Genomic DNA, 20,395 nt, shown 5'->3' on the forward strand with positions numbered 1-20,395 from the left:
AAAAAAGGCTACGAAAAATATGCCTATTGCATATTTTTCGTAGCCAGGAATTTACGGTTCCTAAGTAGATACCCTTAACCCATATTATTAAGGTTATACGAAAGATATATCTACTTTATTTGAAAATTAGACGAGAAACTACAAACGAGTAAGATAATCTACCATAGAAACTAGCGAGACGTTTTCTTTTTGGGTTTGCCGAAATTCCTATTTGACCGTTGACCATTATTTGTACGAGAAGGTAAACTTTGCTTTTGGGGATTGGTTCGTTCAACCACTAGTCTCTCAAGCGTTTGTCCAGTTCCTTTTTCAATCATGCTTAAGTAGTTTTGATCTTTAGGAGCGACAAATGTAAAAGCGCGTCCTTCCCCGCCAGCACGTCCTGTACGTCCGATCCGGTGGATATAACTTTCAACATCATGAGGAATATCATAATTAAACACATGCGTGACACCTTCTACATCTAATCCTCTTGCCGCAACGTCTGTTGCAACCAAATACTGAATTTTGGCATCTCTAAAGCTTTTCATGACTCTCTCTCGCTTTGCTTGTGAAAGATCACCATGTAAAGTGTCAACTAAAAAGCCATCTCCTGCCAAAGCATCATTTAACGTGTCTGCTCTTCTTTTCGTGCGACAAAAAATGATTGCGAGAAATGGCTGTTCCCCTTTCATTACCGTACGAAGGGCATCCTGTTTCGCCCGATCTGTTGTTTCAATAACCATTTGTTTAATATCATCTAATGTAATGTTTCGCTGTTTCACTTCAATATTATGAGGATTTTTCATGTAACTTTTTGCTAATTTACGTATCTCTTCAGGCATCGTTGCAGAAAAAAGCAATGTTTGTCTGGTAGGAGGTGTTTTTTCTATTACTTGTTCCACCTCATGTAAAAAACCCATATGTAACATTTGATCCGCTTCATCTAATACAAGCGTAGAAACTTGATTAAGTTGAATTGTACCACGTCGTATATGGTCCAGTAGTCTTCCAGGGGTCGCCACTACAATATGATTGGCACCTTTCAATTTTCTTAATTGTTGCTCTACATCTTGTCCTCCATAAACAGCAAGAACTTTTCGATCTGGCAATTGCGAAAGTAGCTTTTTTGCTTCTGTTGTAATCTGTAAGGCCAGCTCCCTTGTTGGAGCTACGACCAATGACTGTACATACTCTTTCGAAGGATCAATGGCGTCTATAATAGGTAAAAGAAAAGCAAAAGTTTTCCCCGTACCAGTCTGAGCCTGCGCAATCACATCTTTTCCTTTATGAACAATTGGGATGGCTTTTTCTTGAATGGGCGTTGGATTATTTATACCTGTTGCTTGAACAATTTGAGATAATTCAGAACTTATTCCTAATGCTTGGAACATACTCACTTTTATCAACCTCTCTAAAGAAGGTCGGTTATGTCTGATAAGACAATATACCGACCTCACTGACATCATTTTATTATTTATCGTTTACGTCAATCCATTCTTTCATACTCTACAATCCATTCGGCGTAGCTGTAATCGGATGATCCTGATCCTGATTCTGAGTCCGATCCTGATCTTTGTTTTTACCTTTGCCGAAGAAAATGGCTCTATCGCGGTAGAGCAATGTCCCCGCTAGAATACAAGCGAAGAAATCAGAAATAGGAAAGGCCATCCATACCCCGTATACACCAAAGAAATGTGGCAAAATCAATACAAGTGGAATTAAAAAGATCAATTGCCTTGATAAAGATAAAATTAAAGCTTGTTTTGGTTTACCTAAGGCTTGGTATAACCCACTTCCTATAACTTGAACACCGATTAAAAATACAGCTGCAAACATGATGCGCAGATATTCTACACCGGCCTCTATCACCGCTACATCAGAAGTAAAAATCATCATTAGCCAATGAGGAACAGCCATGACGAGTCCGAAAATAAGGAAAGAAAAAAAGATCGTAACCTTCAAACCAAGTATAACAGTTTCTCGTAAACGGTCAAAATTCTTTGCTCCATAATTATACCCAACAATAGGCTGCATTCCTTGCATGACTCCCATCATTGGCATCACTGTAAACATAATAATTCGCTGAATGATTCCAAAGACACCAACATGCATCTCTCCACCAAAACGAATAAGCATCGTATTAATCGCAATCATCATCACACTTCCCGCTGCTTGTTGAGCAAAAGCTGGTAGACCGACAGCAATAACTTCCTTAATGATGCTTACTTTAATTTTTAAATCAGCTACATTTAATTGTAATGAACTTTTTCCAGTTAGGAAATATCTTAGAATCACAACCGATACCGAGGCTTGTGAGATAACCGTTGCGATCGCGGCCCCTTGAACTCCCATATTCAACCCAAATATAAAGATCGGATCTAAAATAATATTAATCACTGCAGGAATGATCATTGTCATCATCGCAAACTTTGCATTTCCTTCTGAACGAACAATGTTATTAGTCGCAAAAGCAAACGAAAAAAAGAACGTTCCTAGTAATATTGGAAACATATATTCAGTCGCATAACCTAAAACTTCTTGATTGGCACCAAATAATCTTAACATTGGTTCGAGTACGGTAAATGCAGCAATAAAGCCGACTACACTTATCATTAAAATAACTGAGATAATATTACCGAAAACTTGATTAGCTTCCTTTTCCCGCTTAGCTCCTAATCTTCTCGATATAACGGATGCTCCTCCGATTCCCATAGCGGCAGAAACTGCCATCATAATCATCATGATCGGGAACGCAACCGTTACTCCAGCTACTGCCTCTATTCCCACTCCATACGAAATGAAAATGGTATCGACAACATTGTAAAGTGCCATGACAAACATCCCGATCATAGCAGGTATAGATAGATTTTTCAAAAGCTTAGGAATAGGCTCCGTTCCAAGTTTCTCACTTTGTATTTTTTGTTTCATAATAATGACCAACCTTCTATTTTTGATAATGACTAATCATCTTTAGTAAACAAGATAGAAAGAATTGTTTCTCCTCATTTGTAAAAACAGACATTGTTTCTTTGTCTAATTGCCCAATTTCATGCCACAGCGTATTTTCTAATTGTTTTCCCTTCAACGTTAAACTAATCTTTTTGGCACGTCTATCTTCTGTACTATCTTTCTTTTCAATCAATTGATTTTTCAACATAGATTCAATGATTCCGTTCATGGTTGAAGCCTTTATGTAGAGCTTGTTTTGTAATTCTGATTGCAACAACTCGACATGTTCGTTTAATTGATAAAGTACTTTAAATTGGGCGTGTGTAACACCGTATTCAGATAGCTTTTGGTTAAATTGATTATGCATTAGGTGTGCTACTACCCCTATTTGATAACCAACACGGTCTTGTAAATCTCTTTCCAAAATACTTAGCCCCCTAACTAAACCTTATCAAATCATACACTCTTCTACTCTCATAATCAACTATTTTATTTCGCATCTCTAATAATTCTTCGCGCGAATTTTTTTGTAACCAAGCACTAACCTTACACAGATGCCTAGATCTATACATATAGTATCTTAACTATCGGCTAAAAAGCCGACGGAGGGAGATAAAGGAGTGATTTTAACAGCACCACATTGGATTTATTTAATTGGAACGTTTGTTATTATTTTAACAATGCTTTTCAGACAAAATGTTGTTGTACCTGCTGTCTTAATGACATTTCTAGTAGGTTGGATCTATACAGGCTCAGTTTCAAGTGGTTTACAGACAATATTTCAAGCAAGTTTAACGGCAGCGGGTGAGCTATTTAATATATTTCTCATTATTGCAATCATGACGGCGCTCCTCCATTCATTAAAAGCGATTGGGGCAGATGAACAGATGATTACGCCATTTCAGCGTGTCATGAAAAATGGACATATCTCGTTTTGGGTCATAGTCGGTGTCACATACGCCATTTCCATTTTTTTCTGGCCAACACCAGCAGTTCCATTAATTGGAGCCTTACTAATCCCCGTTGCCATTCGAGCAGGGTTACCTCCTATCGGTGCGGCCATTGCCATCTCTCTAGCTGGGCAAGGAATGGCGTTATCAGCCGATTACATGATTAAAATTGCGCCTATGCTAAATGCCACGTCTGCCGGGGTACCCGTTGATGCCGTGGCGAACCGTGCACTAGCCCTATCGATTATTACAGGGGTTGTCGCCTTGACATACGCTTACTTCTCCATTCGTAAATCGATTCAAAAACCTTCTTCCAAGCATATAAAAGAGTGGGAAAAAAGCAGTGGGATGGAGGATGATGAAGAGCCTCTATTACAAAAAAAATCAAAGAAACAACGAGTTTTCTTTGCTTTATTGGTGCCTATTTCTTTTCTCATCATTGTCATCTACATGGTTCTATCGATGTTTTCCGAAGCTATTCCGGCTATGGAAGGAGGCGCCGGTGCAGCACTCATTGGAGGGACAGCTGTTCTTTTACTCGTAGCTGCATCGTTCTTGTATAACGTCCGCCAGTCATTGACTAACGTGAGTAACTTCCTCGTTAAAGGCTTTATCTTTGCATTTAAAGCCATGGGACCCGTTATTCCTATTGCCGGTTTCTTCTTTATTGGAAGCGGCGAATTCTCTTCCAAGATCTTCGGAGTAGAGGATGAATCAGCACCAACATTTTTATTTGATCTGGTTCAAGCAGGACAACAAGTCATTCCTGAAAGTACCTTCTTAGCTGCATTTGGGATATTAATGATCGGGATGATTACCGGTTTAGACGGATCTGGTTTTTCAGGATTACCATTAGTAGGCTCCTTATCTGGTGCATTAGGGGAAACACTTGGAATAGACACAGCTACACTAGCTGCCATTGGACAGATGGGATCCATTTGGGTTGGAGGAGGCACGCTTATCGCTTGGTCCTCTTTAGTCGCAGTTGCAGGTTTTGCGAAAGTTCCTGTAATGGACCTTGTTCGAAAAAGTTTTATTCCTGTCATGCTAGGCTTAATTATATCAACGATTGCTGCTGTGCTCTTGTTTTAACGCTAACAAACAAGTTTTCTAATTCCTCATAAAAATAATCCCGTTATCCAAAATGATAGCGGGATTTTTTTTTTGATAAATGATTATAGAAGTCCGGCTAAAATCGTTTTCAACAATCTCAAAGACTTTTTAACGCGGTCTCTAAATCTTTAATAATGTCATCGATCGACTCTGTTCCAATAGACAACCTAATCATGCCAGGAGTTACGCCAGCCGCTCTTTGATCTACTTCAGACAATTGTTGATGTGTTGTACTAGCAGGATGAATAATTAATGATTTGGAATCACCAACGTTTGCTAAATGAGAGAAGAGATTAACGGACTGGATGACGTTCTTACCAGCATCTAATCCCCCTTTAACCTCAAACGTCAAAATGGCCCCTTGCCCATTCGGTAAGTATTTTTTTGCAAGTGGATGGGAAGGATGACTTTCTAGTCCAGGATAATTAACCCACTCTACTCGATCATGTTGTTCTAAGTACTCAGCGACTTTTAACGCATTCGAGCTATGTCGCTCCATCCGTAAATGAAGCGTTTCCAATCCTTGTAATAATAAAAAGGAATTAAACGGAGAAATGGCAGCACCTAAATCTCTTAACAATTGAACTCTAGCTTTAATAATGTAGGCAATAGGTCCAACAGCTTCTGTGTAAACAACCCCATGGTAGCTTGGGTCAGGCTCAATTAATCCTGGAAATTTATCTGTTGCCGCCCAATCGAACTTTCCACTATCGACAATAACTCCTCCAATCGACGTACCATGTCCGCCAATAAACTTCGTTGCAGAGTGAACAACGATATCTGCTCCGTGTTTAATCGGTTGTAAGAGATACGGACTCGGAAACGTATTATCAACAATTAACGGAATAGAATGGTCATGAGCGATTTGCGCTACAGCTTCAATATCAAGAAGATCTCCTTTGGGATTCCCAATTGTCTCTCCATAAATTGCTTTTGTTTTATCAGTAATCGCCGTTTTGAAGTTCTCTGGATTCTCAGCATCAACAAAGCTCACCTTGATTCCAAGTTTAGGTAATGTCGTTGCAAAAAGATTGTAGGTACCACCATATAAACTAGAAGCAGCAATAATCTCATCGCCTGCTTCGGCAATATTTAAAATGGAATACGTAATGGCCGCTTGACCTGAAGCTGTCGCTAAAGCAGCAGCTCCTCCTTCTAAAGCTGCAACTCTCTTTTCAAATACATCTGTCGTTGGATTCATTAGTCTCGTATAAATGTTTCCAAATTCTTTAAGGGAAAATAAATTAGCTGCGTGCTCCGTGTCTTTAAATCCATAAGAAGTTGTTTGGTAAAGTGGTACTGCTCTTGACATGGTAGTAGGGTCAATTTCTTGTCCAGCATGTATAGCCAATGTTTCTAGTTTAAATGCATCATTCTCTGTCATACCTTATCTACTCCATTCGACTTTAGATTGATATTCCATTTCAATAAAAATATTTCATTTATTTACCATCTATCAAGTTTATAGTATTGAACGATTTGAGTGATGTCAATTGTTATCTGAATATTTTTATTTTTTTGTTAACTTGACAGGTCATATAAAAAATAATTTACAAATTTAAATGTTAATTTCCTCAAATGAACAGCAAAAAGTGCATTGGTACCATACCCAATGCACTTAAACTATTCTTAATTTTAACAGGTAAAACGACTCACTAGTTTTAGCGGTGTTCTAGAGGTCCAAGTTCATCCTCTGTGACCCATTTATGATTTTTAATTTCTTCTCCGCCAGTCGTTAGAGTAAAATCAACCATATAGACAGTTGTTTCTTCGACTGAATCTACTATAGCTAGAGCACCTTCCATTCCAGCCATATGGTCTGCAGCAAGGACAACCTCTGAACCAACCTCTAATGTTCCTTCTCCAACATCAGCTAGTTCTTCATGAATCACCCATTTATGATTGATTTCTCTTTCTCCTCCTGTTGTAGGATCATAGGAAACAGCATAAACTCTCGTTTGATAAGCACCAACAATCGTTGCCTTAGCCCCTTCCATTCCACTCATATGTCCATGCTTGATAATGGCTTTACTGCCAACTGAGTAAGTGGCATTTTCTTCCACCTTTAAATCTTCTGGGACTTTCCCTGAACTTGAATGGTCCATATGAGAGTGATCATCATCATGCTCCGTTTCAGTATGAATGTCTTCAGGAGTTTCCTCTGTGCTTCCATGGTCTCCATGTGACACATTATCATTACCACTTGCACATGCTCCAAGTGCAAGGACAGCTAATAGAAAAACAAGCCCAATAAATAATCTTTTCATTTAATCTCACCTCAAAGATAGTATGTCATAAATGTATGTATTTTTTATGAAGAAACTAAAAATGGTATATAGTCTTTTTTCAAGAAATAGCTAAAGACGTAAATCTTATCAGATTTACGTCTCTTTTGGGTAGAATTAGGAAATTCTCACTAAATGAAGCTCAAACTAGCTTAACCTTCAATAATCGCCTTTACTCTTCCCACCTGGCCGTCTTGCAAGCGAACTTTTATCCCATGAGGATGATTAGAAGAATTCGTTAAAATGTCTTTAACTACCCCTCTAGTTGTTTTTCCTGAACGTTGATCTTGCTTAAGTACAATGTCCACTTCAATACCCGCTTGAATATTTTTGCGTTCTTGTCCTGATTTACTCATTTTTGTTCCCTCATTTCGTTTAAGAGACCGTTGACCTTGCACCTCTTCTTCCCTATTCTACCTCAAGTACGAATGGAAAAATACGAACTTCTCCATCTACTTTAAATTCAGCCCAAAGTTTATACATCCCAGCTTCATCAAAATGAGCTTCAAATATCGTATCGTCCTCTGATTCTGGATGAACATGGATAAAGGTAGCTAAATGCTCATCGACAATCACTACATGACCTAATGCGCCTAAATAAGGTTCTGGTGAAGCATTTTTCAAATCAAACGATAAGGAAACAGATTGTCCTGCTTCAACCTTTTCATGTGTAAGCTCGACGGTCATTCCGTCAACTTCACTCACTTTATTTGATGTGGGGTGAAGGCTTCTATGCTGATGTGAATGGTGATCTTGATTCAGAGTAATCGGCTCTGTCACATAGACGTCATTTACTGGTTTTATATCAATAAATGCTTGATAATCTGTATGTTCTAGAGAAGGTTCAATCACAAACGTACCTTCTTCTGTTTGTTCTGGATGCAAATGAATGAACGTCTCTAAATCATTACTTATTATAATTAGATGCATTAATTTCTCATGAGTAACAGCTAATTCCGGGATGTTTCCATCTTGATTTAGCATTGATATCGTAATCGTATCATCCGTGTACGTTAGCTCCACCTCTAGTGTCGATTCAGAATCAGTATATTGATGTTGATGCTCTTCTTCTGAATGCTCCGGACTACTTGAATGTTCATGATCTGCGATATTATTGGCATCGGATAAGCTATAATAACCACCAATGACTGCCAATAAAATGACCATCGCTGAAACAACCCAATTTCGAACGGTCTTTGTCATTTTCTAACTCTCCATTTCCTTCTCTAGCTTTGTTTTTTGAAGTCTTAGCGCGTTTAACACGACGGACACAGAACTGAAGGCCATTGCAGCACCTGCCACCCATGGAGCAAGCAATCCAACCGCAGCGATTGGAATTCCAATTGAATTGTAAACAAAGGCAAAGAATAAATTTTGCTTAATATTAACCATCGTCTTACGGCTCATTATTATGGCGTCTGCTACACTGTTTAAATCACCACGCATCAAGGTAATATCTGCCGCTTCAATCGCCACGTCAGTCCCTGTACCAATCGCCATTCCTATATCTGCAACAGCTAGAGCCGGTGCATCATTTAATCCATCGCCAACCATTGCCACCTTTTTCCCGTCACGTTGAAGCTTTTCAATGACTGCACTTTTTTCTTCAGGAAGTACCTCAGCTACAACTTGATCAATTCCTACTTGCTTCGCAATAGCTTCAGCCGTTCGTTTGTTATCACCTGTAAGCATGATCACTTCTAGGCCAAGCTTTCGCATTCTCGCAACAGCCTGCTTAGATGTTTCTTTCACCGTATCAGCAACCGCTACAATGCCTTCATACTGCCCATCAACCGATATAAGCATGGCTGTCTTTCCTTCTAGTTCTAATTTTGTCATTTGCTCTTTTGAACGTTTAAATGATACAGACGCGTCATCTAGTAATTTTCTTGTCCCAATTAAAAGACTCTTTCCTTGTACAATAGCTTTGACGCCATGCCCTGGAATCGCTTCAAATTGCTCTACACCGAGTAATGATAGCTTATTTTCTCCAGCATAAGTCACAATCGCTTGAGCCAATGGATGTTCTGATTTTTTCTCCGCTGATGCTACTAGCTGTAGTAACGTATTTTTTTCCACGTTTCCTTCAGTAAATAAGTCGGTTAAAGTAGGTTCTCCCTTTGTTACCGTCCCTGTCTTATCAAGCACAACCGTTTGTATCAATTGAGTGTTTTCTAAATGCTCTCCCCCTTTAAACAGCAAGCCGAGTTCAGCCGCACGACCAGATCCTGCCATAATCGAAGTAGGTGTCGCTAAACCAAGAGCACAAGGACAAGCGATGACAAGAATTGAAATCGTTGGGATAAGGGCCGCTCCAACATTTCCTGGCGTTATGAAAAAATACCAGATCAAAAATGAAATAAACGCAATGACTACTACAACTGGCACAAAAATACCTGATACTTTATCTGTCATTCTTTGAATATTCGCTTTAGAGCCCTGCGCATTCTCAACGATTTTTATGATTTGAGATAAAGCGGTGTCCTTCCCTACCTTTGTCGCAACCATCGTTAATGACCCATTTTTGTTAATCGTCGCCCCAATGACACTATCATTTAATCCTTTATCAACTGGAATACTTTCACCTGTAATCATCGATTCATCGACAGCGGAGTGTCCTTCAACAATCAACCCATCAACAGGGATTTTTTCACCTGGCTTTACGATAAGATGATCGCCAACACGAACATCCTCAAGTGGGATTTCGAAGGTTTCACCGTCTCTGAGCACTGTAGCTGTTTTCACTTGTAACCCGAGTAGTTTTTGAATCGCCTGGCTCGTTTTCCCTTTCGCCCGCGCCTCAAATAATTTCCCTAACACAATTAACGTAATAATCACAGCTGATGTTTCAAAATATAAATCTGGCATCACAATACCGAGTTGCATAGCTTCGATTCCTAAATAAATACTATAAAAATAAGCCGCTGACGTACCCAAGGCAACAAGTACATCCATATTCGCACTTTTGTTTCGTAAAGCTTTATAAGCGCCCACGTAAAATTGTGCACCAACAATGAACTGAACAGGTGTTGCTAAAGCTAATTGCACCCATGGGTTCATAAACATGTCTGGCATCCAAATAAAAGCTGTAAATTCAAAGTGCGTTACCATGGCCCAAACCAATGGGAGTGTTAAAATGAGTGCAAATAAAAACTTCCCTAGTTGTTTTTCCATTTCTTGCTCTTTAGAGGTCGTGTGATCGGCTGTATTCTCTTTTTCTTTAAAACCGAATCCTAGTTTTTCAACCGCCCTTTTTACATCAGGAATATCTGTTGCCCCTTCAAAGTAATCAACCGTTGCTGTTTCTAGTGCCAAGTTAACTGTTGCTTGTTTGACACCAGGTAACCGATTTAATTTCTTTTCAATTCGATTGGAACAAGCTGCACAGGTCATTCCCGTCACATGAAAGTCAGCGTGCAATACTCGTACCTGATAACCCAACTTCACAACCTTGTCCGTTATTTGTTCTATACCGATTTGCTCTGGATCATATCGAACACTAGCTTGTTCCGTTGCTAGATTCACATTGGCTTCTGCCACACCGTTCATTCGATTTAGCCCTTTTTCGACTCTCGCTGAACATGCAGCACAGGTCATTCCTGATATGGAAAAGGTCATATCTTTTTCTTTTGACATCTAACTTCTCCCCTTTACTCTCCAGCTACCCATTACCCCTACAGGGTATGAAATTGTGTAAGAAAAACGTGCCACAAAGGCACGTTCAGAATGAATTAAACTACATCATATCCCTGTTCTTCAATTTCTTCTTTGATGGCATCTAAAGAAATGCTGTTTTTTTCAAAAGAAACGACAACCGTTCCTTTTGAAAGGTCGACCTCAACAGACTGAACGCCATTCAACTTCCCTACACTTCCTTCAACAGAAGATACGCAATGGTTACATGACATTCCTTTTACTTGCATCGTTGCAGTTTCAAATCCAGTTGCTTCCATATTGTCATCACCTTTTCACTTAATCTAGTTGTATTCTACCATACTCCCCTAGGGTAATCAAGAGAGGTAAAAGAAGCTCCCTTTATGTTTTTGTTAATCTTTCTACGACATCCATTAGTTCAGAGATCGCTTCCTCTCCATCACCTCTTTTAATCGCATCGGCTACACAATGTTTCGTATGATTTTCCATTAGTTGCAAACTAACTTTTTTCATCGCAGCATTAATGGCAGCAACTTGAATTAAAATATCGACACAATATCGATCTGTTTCAATCATGTTTTGAATGCCACGTACTTGGCCTTCAATGCGTTTCAAGCGATTCACCAACTGTTCTTTTTCACGAGAATGTCGATGATCAACCTGTTTCAATTCAATTTCCTTTGACATCGGCAAGTCTCCTCTCTAATCACCTATATGTTTCTACTATCATATAAAAGATCACCGTTGTCAATATCCATCATCAGGGAACACCGAATGCATGTGAGACTTAGGGTCCGTTTCATGCTCTGGAAAAAAAGGACCTACATTTTCCAGTGCCAAAAAGACGATTAATACAAGCATAAGTGCAAGAAGTGGGTTTCTTAAAAATTGTAACATGTTAGAGGTTGTTTCTGAATAGAATAGTCGAACCGTAAATAAGAAAACGATTAAACTAATCATGAACATAAATTTCAACAAAGTATCTTCTTGACCAATAGGGGACATTTCACCCACCATCGCTCCCATCATGCCACCCATTAACCCTGCTAACATGCCTTCTAATGTAGCAAGAAGCTGAGCAGGCAAACCAAGAAACGCTCCAATCGTCATACCTATTACGATTCCTAGTATCGTTGATTGAACAAAATCCCCTCTAAGCAAAATACCCATAAGCGCACCAAATAAAAGTCCTGCCGTCATTCCACCAGCCATTGCTGTCATCATTAAGCTCATTTTCTCTTCTTGACGGTAATGTGCGATCACCACATAATAGCAAACAAATAAAAAGGTTGATAAAATGAAAAAAAGAAGTAGTCCTGTTGACATATACACCCTCCCATTAACCTCTTTAATCTATTCTTATTTCATGAAGAAACGGAATAGTACAAGTTGAGGAAATACGAAAAGGGCATGACCATGAAAATATTAGACATCTCGCAAGTATTAAACTCTTTAACTCCAGTATGGCCAGGCAGTACTCCATTTTCTTTTCGTTTAATTTGGACAAAAGAAGAAACGGGTTCAGTCAATGTCGGTACAATTACAATGAGCGCCCATACCGGAACTCACATTGATGCTCCCTATCATTTTACCGATGACGGTTCACGTGTATCTAAACTACCACTTCACTCCTATATCGGAAATGCATTGGTTATCGATGTCTCTAATTACGAAGCGATTTCTAGTCAAGCTTTAGCAGGAATCGACCTTACTACCGTCGAGCTGGTTCTCATTGCTCTTCCATTAAAAATAGAAGGAGCCGATGGTGTCTTGTTCGTGCGGTGTTAATGAAACGGTAAAAAGGATTGCAATAAGGTAAAGCCTACTCTGAAATTCAAAGTAGGCTTTAACCATATTTATTGTCTAGTCAAATCATATAAATCAGGTATCAGTTCAAACACACGTTCAATCGGTATCGCTAAACCATGACCTTCCTCTTGGCTTCCGATCGATGGAATGGTTCGCGCATAAACAACTCCCACTACTTCTCCCCCCTCTGATAAAACCGGACTGCCACTATGTCCAGGGAAAATAGCATTGGATATTTTTAAAACTTGATACGGAGCTTCCTCATTAAGGATTTCTCCTTCATTAACAATTTGTGTTTGGGATAATGGATTTCCGATTACATATATTTTCTCATGCTCTGCAGCATCCTCTATACGCAACGGTAAAAAGGGTACCTCACTACCTTCAACTTTTAGTAAAGCGACATCGAGATTCTCATTGGACTCCAGCACCTCAGCATGAAACATGTCTCCACTCGGAAAGATGACTGCTAGTGGCTGACGATTATGAATGACATGATGGTTGGTTAAAATATACCCTTCCGGATGCACGGCAAATCCAGTTCCTTTACCACCATTTCCTTGAATGGTTACAACAGCTTCCTTGTACTCCATTATATGATCTTGCTGACTTAATTCATCCGACGTTCGCGCAAGCTCCCTTTGCTCCAAGGAAAAAAGATTAAACCAAATGTTGGCTCCTTGTAAGATAAGAATGATGGCTATTGCTGCCCCTATAAAGCGGAACAACGTTTTTTTATTTTTCTTCTTTTGTACCTCTTCCTCTGTTTCCTCTTCATCAAAAAGGAAATCTTCTGGTTTTGGTATATATTCCTCTTGTTCTTCCATATCTTCAAACTGATCTTTATCTTTCATCCAATCCCCCTCTTACAGAGATTCATTTGAAACATTCACTTCACTTAGTTTAACAAAAAAGGAAACATATGAACACAGAGGGGATATTGTTTAGGAGAAATGATATTAAATAATTGGTTGTTGAGTACTTTTTGTTTTATACTAGATCTTACATTCAACTACAAAAAGGGAGGAGAAGCTTATAATGGATCCAATAAAGACCAAGGATGTACAAATATTAATTAACTCATTCGCAAATCAAGAAATCTATCTCCATTTAGAAACAACGAATGGAGCTTATGCGTCACATGTGGATGAAACTTTTTATTCAGCATCTGCGTATATTCGCAATGCAAAACTAACGTATGAGCATGGAAAAATCACTGGAAACGGCCCCTATCGCGTTGGCCTTAAATTAGAAATCGGTTGGGTTTATGCAGAAGGTTTGACTCACTTTGAATTGGATGAAGCAGGTCGTCTGCTACTTGCAGGGCACGGAAACGATGGAAAATTAGGTGTTGCACTGGAAATCAGTAAAATCCCTTTTGAATAGAAAGGAGAGTCCCAATGAAGAAAGAACGTCACATACTCGTTGTATTTCCCCATCCTGATGATGAAGCCTTTGGAGTCTCTGGAACGATCTCCATGCACGTAGCAAATGGTACACCTATTACATATGCTTGTTTAACACTTGGAGAAATGGGTAGAAACTTAGGAAATCCACCGTTTGCAACAAGGGAATCCTTACCCCAAATCCGTAAAAAAGAATTATTAAAAGCGGTAGAAGCAATGGGAATCCAAGACCTAAGAATGCTTGGCTTCCGTGATAAAACGATTGAATTTGAAGATGACGAAAAAATGACGAACGTGATTGAAGCGTTAATAGCAGAATTGAATCCTTCACTAGTTATAAGCTTTTATCCAGGCTACTCTGTCCATCCCGATCATGAGGCAACAGCCCGTGCCGTCGTTCGTGCCATTGCGCGTATGGACGAAGAAGCTCGACCGACCCTTCACTGCGTCGCTTTTTCCAATAACCATGAGCAAGAAATCGGTGCTGCTAATATTGTGATCAATGTGGAGGCTTTTGCGGAACAGAAAAAAGCTGCCATTCGAGCTCACCTCTCACAAACAGCATGGATGCTTCAAGAAATGGAACCAAAATGGAATACAGGTGATAAAGTAGCTCTTGAATGGTTGAATACTGAACGTTTTTGGACTTATCTTTTTAAATAACTTTAAGCTGTCTCCTGCTGAGATAGCTTTTTTAGGTTTAGGACTTGCACGTTTTCTATTGTCCCTTTATAATATATAACTTGTAAAATAGTAGATAATGAAAGGAGTGATTCGGTGCTTTTAACTAAGCTTGGCGCTCAGGAGGAAAAAAAAGACCCCGAAGAGCTAGAGCAGAACTTAGTAGATCTTGAATTCCAAGTGTTTCGCATGCAAGAAAACGTAAAAGAAATCTCAAAAAAATGGCAAATTATTGGAATCGAACAAACGAAAGAGGAAAAATGGGTGATTGTGTCTATAGTAGATGATGGGCATGCTTGTAAAGTCATGCTAAACGATTGCGATTCCGCCTACCGAGGAAACTGGGACTTCTCCATTCAAGCCAAATATGAAAATCAATCAACGATTTTCATAGGTGACATCAAAGGCGAAGAAAACAGAGGCTACGGATCGATCTGCATGGATTACTTAAAAGAACATGCCAAAGAACAAAACGTCCAATACATTAAAGGCGACCTCGCCAAACGTGACTTTGACCATCTTGACAGACTCATCCATTTTTATGAGAAGCATGATTTTGATGTTGAGGTTGATTATGATCAAAAATACGGAGAAATTGTGTGGAATTCTGATTACTAACGCTTGATTCAAAAGGTCATAATCTCCTCTTGGATCATACATGTGATAAATACAAATCACAAAAAAATCACACACTAGATTAAAAAAATTAATTAAAGCTCTTATCTAGTAAATCTGCAGCTTCTTTTTGCATAGTTAAAGTAACATGTCCGTAAATACCAAGAGTTGTTCGGATGTCTTTATGTCTAAGTCTCTCCTGAACAACTTTTGGGTTAATACCCTTGCTAAGTAGATACGTTGCGTGAGTGTGGCGCAGGTCGTGAAACCTAATATAAGGCAAGCCAATATGGTTAATGCAGAGCTTAAAGCCATTGTTTAACAAACTAGGTTTTAATACTCCCCCATCTTTTCTACAGAAAACAAGATCTTGATCATTATAATGATCACCAAGCAGATTCTTATCGTTTTCTTGCTGAACCTTTTGCCTTCTTAGGTATTCAAATGCTTTATCAGGTAAAGCAACTTTCCCTAAAGATGTATCTGTTTTACCTCTAAATAAAACTTTATACCCACCACTAGTCTCAGTTACAGTTTGCTGAATATGACAGACCTTCTCATCAACATAAATATCTTTCCAACGTAGACCTAGCACCTCTTGTTTCCTCATTCCTGTTAGAAGCGCAAAGGCACTGGCATTATAATGACGAGATAGCCTTCTACAAAAGTTTGGTGCATTTAAAAACTTATTTATTTGCTCTTCTGTCCAAACTCTCGAATTATTTGTCATTTGCGGAAGTAGGATATCTTCACATATTTCAATATTAAATCCCTTTTTCTTAGCAGCCTTTTTCAATGCTGAGCGAACTGTACTCCAAGCCCTCCTAATGGTAGATGGTGCTTTACCTTGCTTAACTAATGATAAAATAAAGTTATTTAAAACATTTTCATTTATTTGATATATCTTAATATTTTGGAAATAAGGCTCTAAAAGATATTTCTTTGTCTGCTTATACCTACTGTATGTAGAATATTGAACAGCAATTTTTTTATGCTCAATCCACTGTTCTAAAAAATCCATAAATTTTGCATTTGAAATATCATTGTTTAAATCTCGATTTGCTTCAGCTTTTAGTAGAATAGTTTTCATGGCTTCTTTTGCTTCTTTTATGGTATTAAACCCTTTCCTTCTAATCTGTCTGCGCTTGCCAGTGAAAGGATTTTTACCAATATCAACAACAAAAGAATATTTTCCATCTTCTTCTTTTTTTATCGAGCTCATAATCCACCTCTTAAATTAAGTGATTATGTAACTTAAATTTGATAAGAGTATGATATTTACTTTTCAAGGAGCAATAGCTTAAGTTTTATATTATCAGTAACTAACATTACTATCCACTAGTAAATACATTCAAATGTAAGGTTAATTTTCTTATGAATTACAATACTAGTTCCTCATCCATTTCTAAGATGTCTACTCTATCAATTTTAAGCTCAGGAACATCCATTAATTTCACATCAGTAAATTTACTCATCATTATTCTATAGCTTGTAATCATTTCTTCTTGAAGATCAAATAAGTAATTCATGGCTCTCTCACGTTCCTGTTCCTCTGTGCCAGCTTCAATTGTAAAATTAAATTCAATTGGCGAACCCATAAAACCACTTACAAAACCAACTACCTTCTTCATCTTTGCTTCAACTAGTGCTACCATAATAATAAACTGCCTCCTCTAGTGTGATTAGATCTGTATCATCTGTTACCATATTACTACAAAATTTTACAACATCCTCTCACAATTTACATTTAAAGTTATGGTAATTTTGACCAATAACCTTAACTTGTTTTAAGTATACATTGGCTACATTTTGTCGTCAACAGTTATTTACTACATTTTGTAGTCATTTTTGTTATAATGATTTTATAGAATATGGTAGAGGTGAGTTTTATGAATCAAAGAGTTAAATCTAATTTAAAATACATACTAGATGAGCGTGAAATTTCAATAAGAAAGTTTGCTGAAATGAGTGGCTTACAGTACGAAACATTAAGAAGGCTTTATAATGATACTGCTAAGCAATATCAAAGAGATACTATAGGTATAATCTGCAAGACATTAGATATTAGCATTCAGGATTTATTAAAACTTGAACATGTAAAAAAAGACCACTAAGCATAATCGCCCAGTGGTCTCATTTTTATTTCCATACATGCTTACTCATCCACTCATTATAAACTTCCAATATTGTACGGTTATCCGTACACTTTTTCTCATTAAAAATGTCATGATCCATATCGTATTTAATCAATCTCTTCACATACTAAGGAAGAGTATGTAATGCAGCCAACATTGGGAGGAATACAGCTAGTCGTATTTGTTCTTGATTCTGATTATACACCGAGCACAAGTACAATTAAAAAAATAATGAAGGCTATAAGAGAAATTCAACCTGAAGCTAGAACTGAAGACTTTTTTGATCTGTAGAGCGTAGCCATTAATGGTTGTGCTTTTTTATTGGAGATAATAATTAGCGGTGATAATAATGACTGAAACGATACTTGTTTTATTACTTCTCTTCCCTATAGCCCTTGGTTTAAAAAGGATTCAGGAAAATAAACAATTTGAACCAGTTGATACAATCGATAATGAGTATTACAAATGTGAATCTCCAATAGAAAGTCCATGTGGTAAATATAGAATTGATTTAGCTTTGATGGGGGCAAAATTAGTAATTGAATGTGATGGTAAGGCTTCTCATAGCTCACCAGCACAAAAAGCTCACGACAGAAGGAAGAATGCTTTTTTGCGTAAGAATGGTTGGAAGGAAAGTACTTAGGTTTTCTGGAAGACGAATATACAGAGATATGAACGGTATATTACGTAAGATAGAGAAGGAAATACGTATTTTTTAGTCCTCTTCTTAATATGATTTGTTAACGCTAACTCGCGTTATCATACTCAATAGGGAAAGAGGGGGGCAAATGGATCTGGAAACTGTTATTGAAGAGTTATATAACATTCCTGATTTAATTCTAATCGAAGAGGAGAAATACTATAACGCAAAGAATTATTTAGACGAACTTAAGTTAGAGCTACATTTCAGGAAATGTGATCTGTATTTACAGGGCTTTGAAGGCAGGAATCAAGAGGAACGAGATGCACTCAAATTTCCTCACTTAAAAGAATTATTAGCTGAAATTACAATGGCTGAATGTGAACTGAACAGTCAATCAATAAGATATAATTACCTTAAACGAAAAATGGAGAGTTTGAGCGTCATTGCCGAACATTTTAAAGATAAATAAAGGCAGCCTAATACCAATTAAAACTGCCCCTTCATTAATTAAAGGTGAAGATATGGATCATATTGAACGCAAAATAAAACAGATTATACAAAATGCGAACATAATTAAAGGAAGAAATCCAACAATTGAAGAGTTAATGCAATGGACTGGTAGAGATAAGAAGAGTTTACTTGAGGTTCTAAAAAGGCTAGGAAAGCTCTAGTTGAGTAAGAGGTTAACTTTAAAAGATGCGCTATTCTTCACAAACAAAGCTGTCCAACACTCAACAAGTAAGTCATACTCTCTTTCGCTAATTGTTTTCATGTGACAAATCTTGTTACGTACATCAATAATTCTATTAAGCTTTAGTTTATCCTCTTGGGAAATTGGACTTCTTTGGGAGGGAATCTTATCTAGGAGTGTGATTAGTATGTGTAACGGTGTTTTATCGCCATAGAATTTAATCCCATGTCCGAGTAGTAAGCCTCGTACATAGTTCTCGATCTCAAAGATCAAAGTATACGCATTATGCTCACGTGTAGTAGGTGTTAAAGGGTGTTTTGATAAAAGTTCATCAAGAAATAGGTTCATGGTCAAGCCTCCTTTTCTTAATAATATTCATTTTTAGACAGGAATCAACAAAATTAAGCGATTATCTGACATGAATAATAATTGCTCTTTTTGTTTATTATAAAATTACATGCTTCAAAATACCGAACAACCTCCATGAACAATTCAACAGACATAACAAAAGCCTTCCATAGTGGGGGCTTTTGTTATGGAGTGGAACAGAAAAGAAATCTTATTTACGATCTTGAGAAGACTTAACAAAGTTTGAATAGAGTACACGGTATTCAGCATCGGTTAGCTTTCGATTTAGTTTAGATTCAAAAAGTTTAACAATTGATGCAAAAGTTCGTTTCATGGAAACACTCCTTTTCTTTTGTAGTAGCTAAAATTTGACAAAAGACAATAGGATATAGTGTATTATTTCACATGAATAATAATTACTTTTTTTGTAAATACAATAATTACATGGTTCTATACAGTGAAGAATACCCACAACAATTCAATTAACCATGTAAGGAAGCCCTCACAATGATGGTAGTGAGGGCTTTTTCTCGTCTACTCCTTCAGATTTTCTATAAGCCATCGAGTAATTTTAGGATAAATTTTAAAATCTAACTCCATTACTTGATTAGAAAATCCCCTATCCATGCTAATAAGATGTTTTGACCGATCTGTAAACACCACATACATAAACTCGTTTGGAGTAGCTATGATATCAGAAACACTCCGCCCTTTTCCCTCAAAATAATCATGTATCTTTGTTAGATCATCAGGTTCAATATCCCAGTCGATTAACTCAGGTTGAGTGACTTGAATTGAATTATCTTCTTCTTCATTCTCACTTTTCGAAACTACACTCTCTGTAGTTACTTCTTTAGCTGAAGCAACTTGATGAATTGGATCTTTAATCATTTTCTTTAGAAGTGTATTTGTTTCAGTTTGCCTTTCAATTAATTCACCAAACCCTATAAGTATCATACCTGCTACAAAGCTACTCGCAAAAATAGTGAAAAATGTTCCCCATGAAATCTCATAACTACTTGAATAATAACCTACATCAACAGTACTTAAGGAAAACGCTAGGATTATACCTATAACAATTTGAAATATACCTATCCAAAATAATATTTTCGCAATACTATTTTTGTAATCCAT

At 37.6% G+C, this 20,395-nt stretch carries 27 protein-coding genes and 1 riboswitch; of the genes, 10 read left to right on the forward strand and 17 right to left on the reverse strand.

Going from position 1 to position 20,395, the window contains the following annotated elements:
• Window positions 1-20: 20 nt before the first annotated feature.
• Window positions 21-121: riboswitch (purine riboswitch) on the reverse strand.
• 49 nt (window positions 122-170) lie between these two features.
• The 3 genes from PQ474_RS16820 to PQ474_RS16830 all read right to left on the reverse strand — a co-directional run bounded on the left by PQ474_RS16820 (window position 171) and on the right by PQ474_RS16830 (window position 3,355).
• The gene (locus PQ474_RS16820; protein ID WP_390186472.1) at window positions 171-1,379 is read right to left on the reverse strand and encodes a DEAD/DEAH box helicase; all 1,209 of its coding nucleotides are present in this window, start codon (window positions 1,377-1,379) and stop codon (window positions 171-173) included.
• Window positions 1,380-1,488: 109 nt separating this feature from the next.
• The gene (locus tag PQ474_RS16825; protein ID WP_273845642.1) at window positions 1,489-2,910 is read right to left on the reverse strand and encodes an MATE family efflux transporter; all 1,422 of its coding nucleotides are present in this window, start codon (window positions 2,908-2,910) and stop codon (window positions 1,489-1,491) included.
• A 16-nt stretch (window positions 2,911-2,926) separates the two neighbouring features.
• Window positions 2,927-3,355, reverse strand: coding sequence for a MarR family winged helix-turn-helix transcriptional regulator (locus tag PQ474_RS16830; RefSeq protein ID WP_273845644.1), 429 nt, complete (start codon window positions 3,353-3,355; stop codon window positions 2,927-2,929).
• A gap of 196 nt (window positions 3,356-3,551) precedes the next feature.
• Here PQ474_RS16830 and PQ474_RS16835 point away from each other — a divergent pair, with 196 nt between their 5' ends.
• The gene (locus PQ474_RS16835; protein ID WP_273845645.1) at window positions 3,552-4,973 is read left to right on the forward strand and encodes a hypothetical protein; all 1,422 of its coding nucleotides are present in this window, start codon (window positions 3,552-3,554) and stop codon (window positions 4,971-4,973) included.
• Window positions 4,974-5,091: 118 nt separating this feature from the next.
• Here PQ474_RS16835 and PQ474_RS16840 read toward each other — a convergent pair whose 3' ends face one another.
• From PQ474_RS16840 to PQ474_RS16875, 8 genes are all read right to left on the reverse strand, one after another.
• Window positions 5,092-6,378: a homocysteine synthase gene (locus tag PQ474_RS16840; protein ID WP_273845646.1), complete on the reverse strand. Its 1,287-nt coding sequence runs from the start codon at window positions 6,376-6,378 to the stop codon at window positions 5,092-5,094.
• Window positions 6,379-6,655: 277 nt separating this feature from the next.
• Window positions 6,656-7,261: a YdhK family protein gene (locus PQ474_RS16845; protein ID WP_273845648.1), complete on the reverse strand. Its 606-nt coding sequence runs from the start codon at window positions 7,259-7,261 to the stop codon at window positions 6,656-6,658.
• Between the two features lie 170 nt (window positions 7,262-7,431).
• Window positions 7,432-7,635 (reverse strand): YwbE family protein, encoded by a 204-nt coding sequence (locus tag PQ474_RS16850; protein ID WP_273845650.1) that lies wholly within the window; start codon window positions 7,633-7,635, stop codon window positions 7,432-7,434.
• Window positions 7,636-7,687: 52 nt separating this feature from the next.
• Window positions 7,688-8,482: a hypothetical protein gene (locus tag PQ474_RS16855; RefSeq protein ID WP_273845652.1), complete on the reverse strand. Its 795-nt coding sequence runs from the start codon at window positions 8,480-8,482 to the stop codon at window positions 7,688-7,690.
• Window positions 8,483-8,485: 3 nt separating this feature from the next.
• Window positions 8,486-10,915 carry a heavy metal translocating P-type ATPase gene (locus PQ474_RS16860; protein ID WP_273845654.1) on the reverse strand — a complete coding sequence of 810 codons (2,430 nt, stop codon included), beginning with the start codon at window positions 10,913-10,915 and terminating at the stop codon, window positions 8,486-8,488.
• A 95-nt stretch (window positions 10,916-11,010) separates the two neighbouring features.
• Complete coding sequence (gene copZ / locus PQ474_RS16865; protein ID WP_273845656.1) at window positions 11,011-11,232, reverse strand: copper chaperone CopZ; 222 nt, start codon at window positions 11,230-11,232, stop codon at window positions 11,011-11,013.
• 82 nt (window positions 11,233-11,314) lie between these two features.
• Window positions 11,315-11,620: a metal-sensing transcriptional repressor gene (locus tag PQ474_RS16870; protein WP_273845658.1), complete on the reverse strand. Its 306-nt coding sequence runs from the start codon at window positions 11,618-11,620 to the stop codon at window positions 11,315-11,317.
• Window positions 11,621-11,680: 60 nt separating this feature from the next.
• Window positions 11,681-12,259, reverse strand: coding sequence for a hypothetical protein (locus tag PQ474_RS16875; RefSeq protein ID WP_273845660.1), 579 nt, complete (start codon window positions 12,257-12,259; stop codon window positions 11,681-11,683).
• A gap of 90 nt (window positions 12,260-12,349) precedes the next feature.
• On the opposite strand from PQ474_RS16875, the gene PQ474_RS16880 reads away from it, so the two are divergent.
• Complete coding sequence (locus PQ474_RS16880) at window positions 12,350-12,721, forward strand: cyclase family protein (RefSeq protein WP_273845662.1); 372 nt, start codon at window positions 12,350-12,352, stop codon at window positions 12,719-12,721.
• 68 nt (window positions 12,722-12,789) lie between these two features.
• Here PQ474_RS16880 and PQ474_RS16885 read toward each other — a convergent pair whose 3' ends face one another.
• On the reverse strand, window positions 12,790-13,596 hold the full coding sequence (locus PQ474_RS16885) for a S1 family peptidase (RefSeq protein ID WP_273845664.1): 807 nt from the start codon (window positions 13,594-13,596) through the stop codon (window positions 12,790-12,792).
• Between the two features lie 184 nt (window positions 13,597-13,780).
• On the opposite strand from PQ474_RS16885, the gene PQ474_RS16890 reads away from it, so the two are divergent.
• The 3 genes from PQ474_RS16890 to PQ474_RS16900 all read left to right on the forward strand — a co-directional run bounded on the left by PQ474_RS16890 (window position 13,781) and on the right by PQ474_RS16900 (window position 15,447).
• Window positions 13,781-14,128 carry a YojF family protein gene (locus tag PQ474_RS16890; RefSeq protein WP_273845666.1) on the forward strand — a complete coding sequence of 116 codons (348 nt, stop codon included), beginning with the start codon at window positions 13,781-13,783 and terminating at the stop codon, window positions 14,126-14,128.
• 14 nt (window positions 14,129-14,142) lie between these two features.
• Window positions 14,143-14,811, forward strand: a complete 669-nt coding sequence (gene bshB2, locus PQ474_RS16895) for a bacillithiol biosynthesis deacetylase BshB2 (RefSeq protein ID WP_273845669.1) — start codon at window positions 14,143-14,145, stop codon at window positions 14,809-14,811.
• A gap of 114 nt (window positions 14,812-14,925) precedes the next feature.
• Window positions 14,926-15,447 (forward strand): GNAT family protein, encoded by a 522-nt coding sequence (locus tag PQ474_RS16900; RefSeq protein ID WP_273845671.1) that lies wholly within the window; start codon window positions 14,926-14,928, stop codon window positions 15,445-15,447.
• Window positions 15,448-15,535: 88 nt separating this feature from the next.
• Here PQ474_RS16900 and PQ474_RS16905 read toward each other — a convergent pair whose 3' ends face one another.
• Together PQ474_RS16905 and PQ474_RS16910 are read right to left on the reverse strand one after the other, a co-directional pair.
• A complete protein-coding gene (locus PQ474_RS16905; RefSeq protein WP_273845672.1) occupies window positions 15,536-16,666 on the reverse strand; it encodes a site-specific integrase in 1,131 nt (376 codons plus the stop codon).
• Between the two features lie 157 nt (window positions 16,667-16,823).
• Window positions 16,824-17,099, reverse strand: a complete 276-nt coding sequence (locus PQ474_RS16910; protein ID WP_273845676.1) for a hypothetical protein — start codon at window positions 17,097-17,099, stop codon at window positions 16,824-16,826.
• 234 nt (window positions 17,100-17,333) lie between these two features.
• Here PQ474_RS16910 and PQ474_RS16915 point away from each other — a divergent pair, with 234 nt between their 5' ends.
• From PQ474_RS16915 to PQ474_RS16935, 5 genes are all read left to right on the forward strand, one after another.
• Entirely contained in the window at window positions 17,334-17,558 is a 225-nt protein-coding gene (locus tag PQ474_RS16915; protein ID WP_273845678.1) for a helix-turn-helix domain-containing protein, read from the forward strand.
• Between the two features lie 165 nt (window positions 17,559-17,723).
• Window positions 17,724-17,870, forward strand: coding sequence for a hypothetical protein (locus PQ474_RS16920; RefSeq protein WP_273845680.1), 147 nt, complete (start codon window positions 17,724-17,726; stop codon window positions 17,868-17,870).
• A gap of 58 nt (window positions 17,871-17,928) precedes the next feature.
• Window positions 17,929-18,222, forward strand: a complete 294-nt coding sequence (locus PQ474_RS16925) for an endonuclease domain-containing protein (protein ID WP_273845683.1) — start codon at window positions 17,929-17,931, stop codon at window positions 18,220-18,222.
• A 145-nt stretch (window positions 18,223-18,367) separates the two neighbouring features.
• Window positions 18,368-18,691: a hypothetical protein gene (locus PQ474_RS16930; protein WP_273845687.1), complete on the forward strand. Its 324-nt coding sequence runs from the start codon at window positions 18,368-18,370 to the stop codon at window positions 18,689-18,691.
• Window positions 18,692-18,743: 52 nt separating this feature from the next.
• Complete coding sequence (locus PQ474_RS16935; RefSeq protein WP_273845689.1) at window positions 18,744-18,893, forward strand: hypothetical protein; 150 nt, start codon at window positions 18,744-18,746, stop codon at window positions 18,891-18,893.
• On the opposite strand, the gene PQ474_RS16940 is transcribed toward PQ474_RS16935, so the two are convergent.
• From PQ474_RS16940 to PQ474_RS16950, 3 genes are all read right to left on the reverse strand, one after another.
• Entirely contained in the window at window positions 18,890-19,261 is a 372-nt protein-coding gene (locus PQ474_RS16940; RefSeq protein ID WP_273845692.1) for a hypothetical protein, read from the reverse strand. The genes PQ474_RS16935 and PQ474_RS16940 overlap by 4 nt on opposite strands.
• Window positions 19,262-19,472: 211 nt before the next feature.
• Complete coding sequence (locus PQ474_RS16945) at window positions 19,473-19,595, reverse strand: hypothetical protein (RefSeq protein WP_273845693.1); 123 nt, start codon at window positions 19,593-19,595, stop codon at window positions 19,473-19,475.
• A gap of 200 nt (window positions 19,596-19,795) precedes the next feature.
• Window positions 19,796-20,395 carry a hypothetical protein gene (locus PQ474_RS16950; RefSeq protein ID WP_273845696.1) on the reverse strand — a complete coding sequence of 200 codons (600 nt, stop codon included), beginning with the start codon at window positions 20,393-20,395 and terminating at the stop codon, window positions 19,796-19,798.

Source organism: Halalkalibacter alkalisediminis (assembly GCF_028610705.1).
GTDB lineage: Bacteria > Bacillota > Bacilli > Bacillales > Bacillaceae_D > Halalkalibacter > Halalkalibacter alkalisediminis.

Coding starts and splice junctions, on each gene's coding strand:
- PQ474_RS16825 (WP_273845642.1), bottom strand. CDS start 2,910: ATGAAACAAAAAATACAAAGTGAGAAACTTGGAACGGAGCCTATTCCT.
- PQ474_RS16840 (WP_273845646.1), bottom strand. CDS start 6,378: ATGACAGAGAATGATGCATTTAAACTAGAAACATTGGCTATACATGCT.
- PQ474_RS16845 (WP_273845648.1), bottom strand. CDS start 7,261: ATGAAAAGATTATTTATTGGGCTTGTTTTTCTATTAGCTGTCCTTGCA.
- PQ474_RS16850 (WP_273845650.1), bottom strand. CDS start 7,635: ATGAGTAAATCAGGACAAGAACGCAAAAATATTCAAGCGGGTATTGAA.
- PQ474_RS16855 (WP_273845652.1), bottom strand. CDS start 8,482: ATGACAAAGACCGTTCGAAATTGGGTTGTTTCAGCGATGGTCATTTTA.
- PQ474_RS16860 (WP_273845654.1), bottom strand. CDS start 10,915: ATGTCAAAAGAAAAAGATATGACCTTTTCCATATCAGGAATGACCTGT.
- copZ (WP_273845656.1), bottom strand. CDS start 11,232: ATGGAAGCAACTGGATTTGAAACTGCAACGATGCAAGTAAAAGGAATG.
- PQ474_RS16870 (WP_273845658.1), bottom strand. CDS start 11,620: ATGTCAAAGGAAATTGAATTGAAACAGGTTGATCATCGACATTCTCGT.
- PQ474_RS16875 (WP_273845660.1), bottom strand. CDS start 12,259: ATGTCAACAGGACTACTTCTTTTTTTCATTTTATCAACCTTTTTATTT.
- PQ474_RS16880 (WP_273845662.1), top strand. CDS start 12,350: ATGAAAATATTAGACATCTCGCAAGTATTAAACTCTTTAACTCCAGTA.
- PQ474_RS16885 (WP_273845664.1), bottom strand. CDS start 13,596: ATGAAAGATAAAGATCAGTTTGAAGATATGGAAGAACAAGAGGAATAT.
- PQ474_RS16890 (WP_273845666.1), top strand. CDS start 13,781: ATGGATCCAATAAAGACCAAGGATGTACAAATATTAATTAACTCATTC.
- bshB2 (WP_273845669.1), top strand. CDS start 14,143: ATGAAGAAAGAACGTCACATACTCGTTGTATTTCCCCATCCTGATGAT.
- PQ474_RS16905 (WP_273845672.1), bottom strand. CDS start 16,666: ATGAGCTCGATAAAAAAAGAAGAAGATGGAAAATATTCTTTTGTTGTT.
- PQ474_RS16910 (WP_273845676.1), bottom strand. CDS start 17,099: ATGGTAGCACTAGTTGAAGCAAAGATGAAGAAGGTAGTTGGTTTTGTA.
- PQ474_RS16915 (WP_273845678.1), top strand. CDS start 17,334: ATGAATCAAAGAGTTAAATCTAATTTAAAATACATACTAGATGAGCGT.
- PQ474_RS16920 (WP_273845680.1), top strand. CDS start 17,724: ATGCAGCCAACATTGGGAGGAATACAGCTAGTCGTATTTGTTCTTGAT.
- PQ474_RS16925 (WP_273845683.1), top strand. CDS start 17,929: ATGACTGAAACGATACTTGTTTTATTACTTCTCTTCCCTATAGCCCTT.
- PQ474_RS16930 (WP_273845687.1), top strand. CDS start 18,368: ATGGATCTGGAAACTGTTATTGAAGAGTTATATAACATTCCTGATTTA.
- PQ474_RS16935 (WP_273845689.1), top strand. CDS start 18,744: ATGGATCATATTGAACGCAAAATAAAACAGATTATACAAAATGCGAAC.
- PQ474_RS16940 (WP_273845692.1), bottom strand. CDS start 19,261: ATGAACCTATTTCTTGATGAACTTTTATCAAAACACCCTTTAACACCT.
- PQ474_RS16945 (WP_273845693.1), bottom strand. CDS start 19,595: ATGAAACGAACTTTTGCATCAATTGTTAAACTTTTTGAATCTAAACTA.
- PQ474_RS16950 (WP_273845696.1), bottom strand. CDS start 20,395: ATGGATTACAAAAATAGTATTGCGAAAATATTATTTTGGATAGGTATA.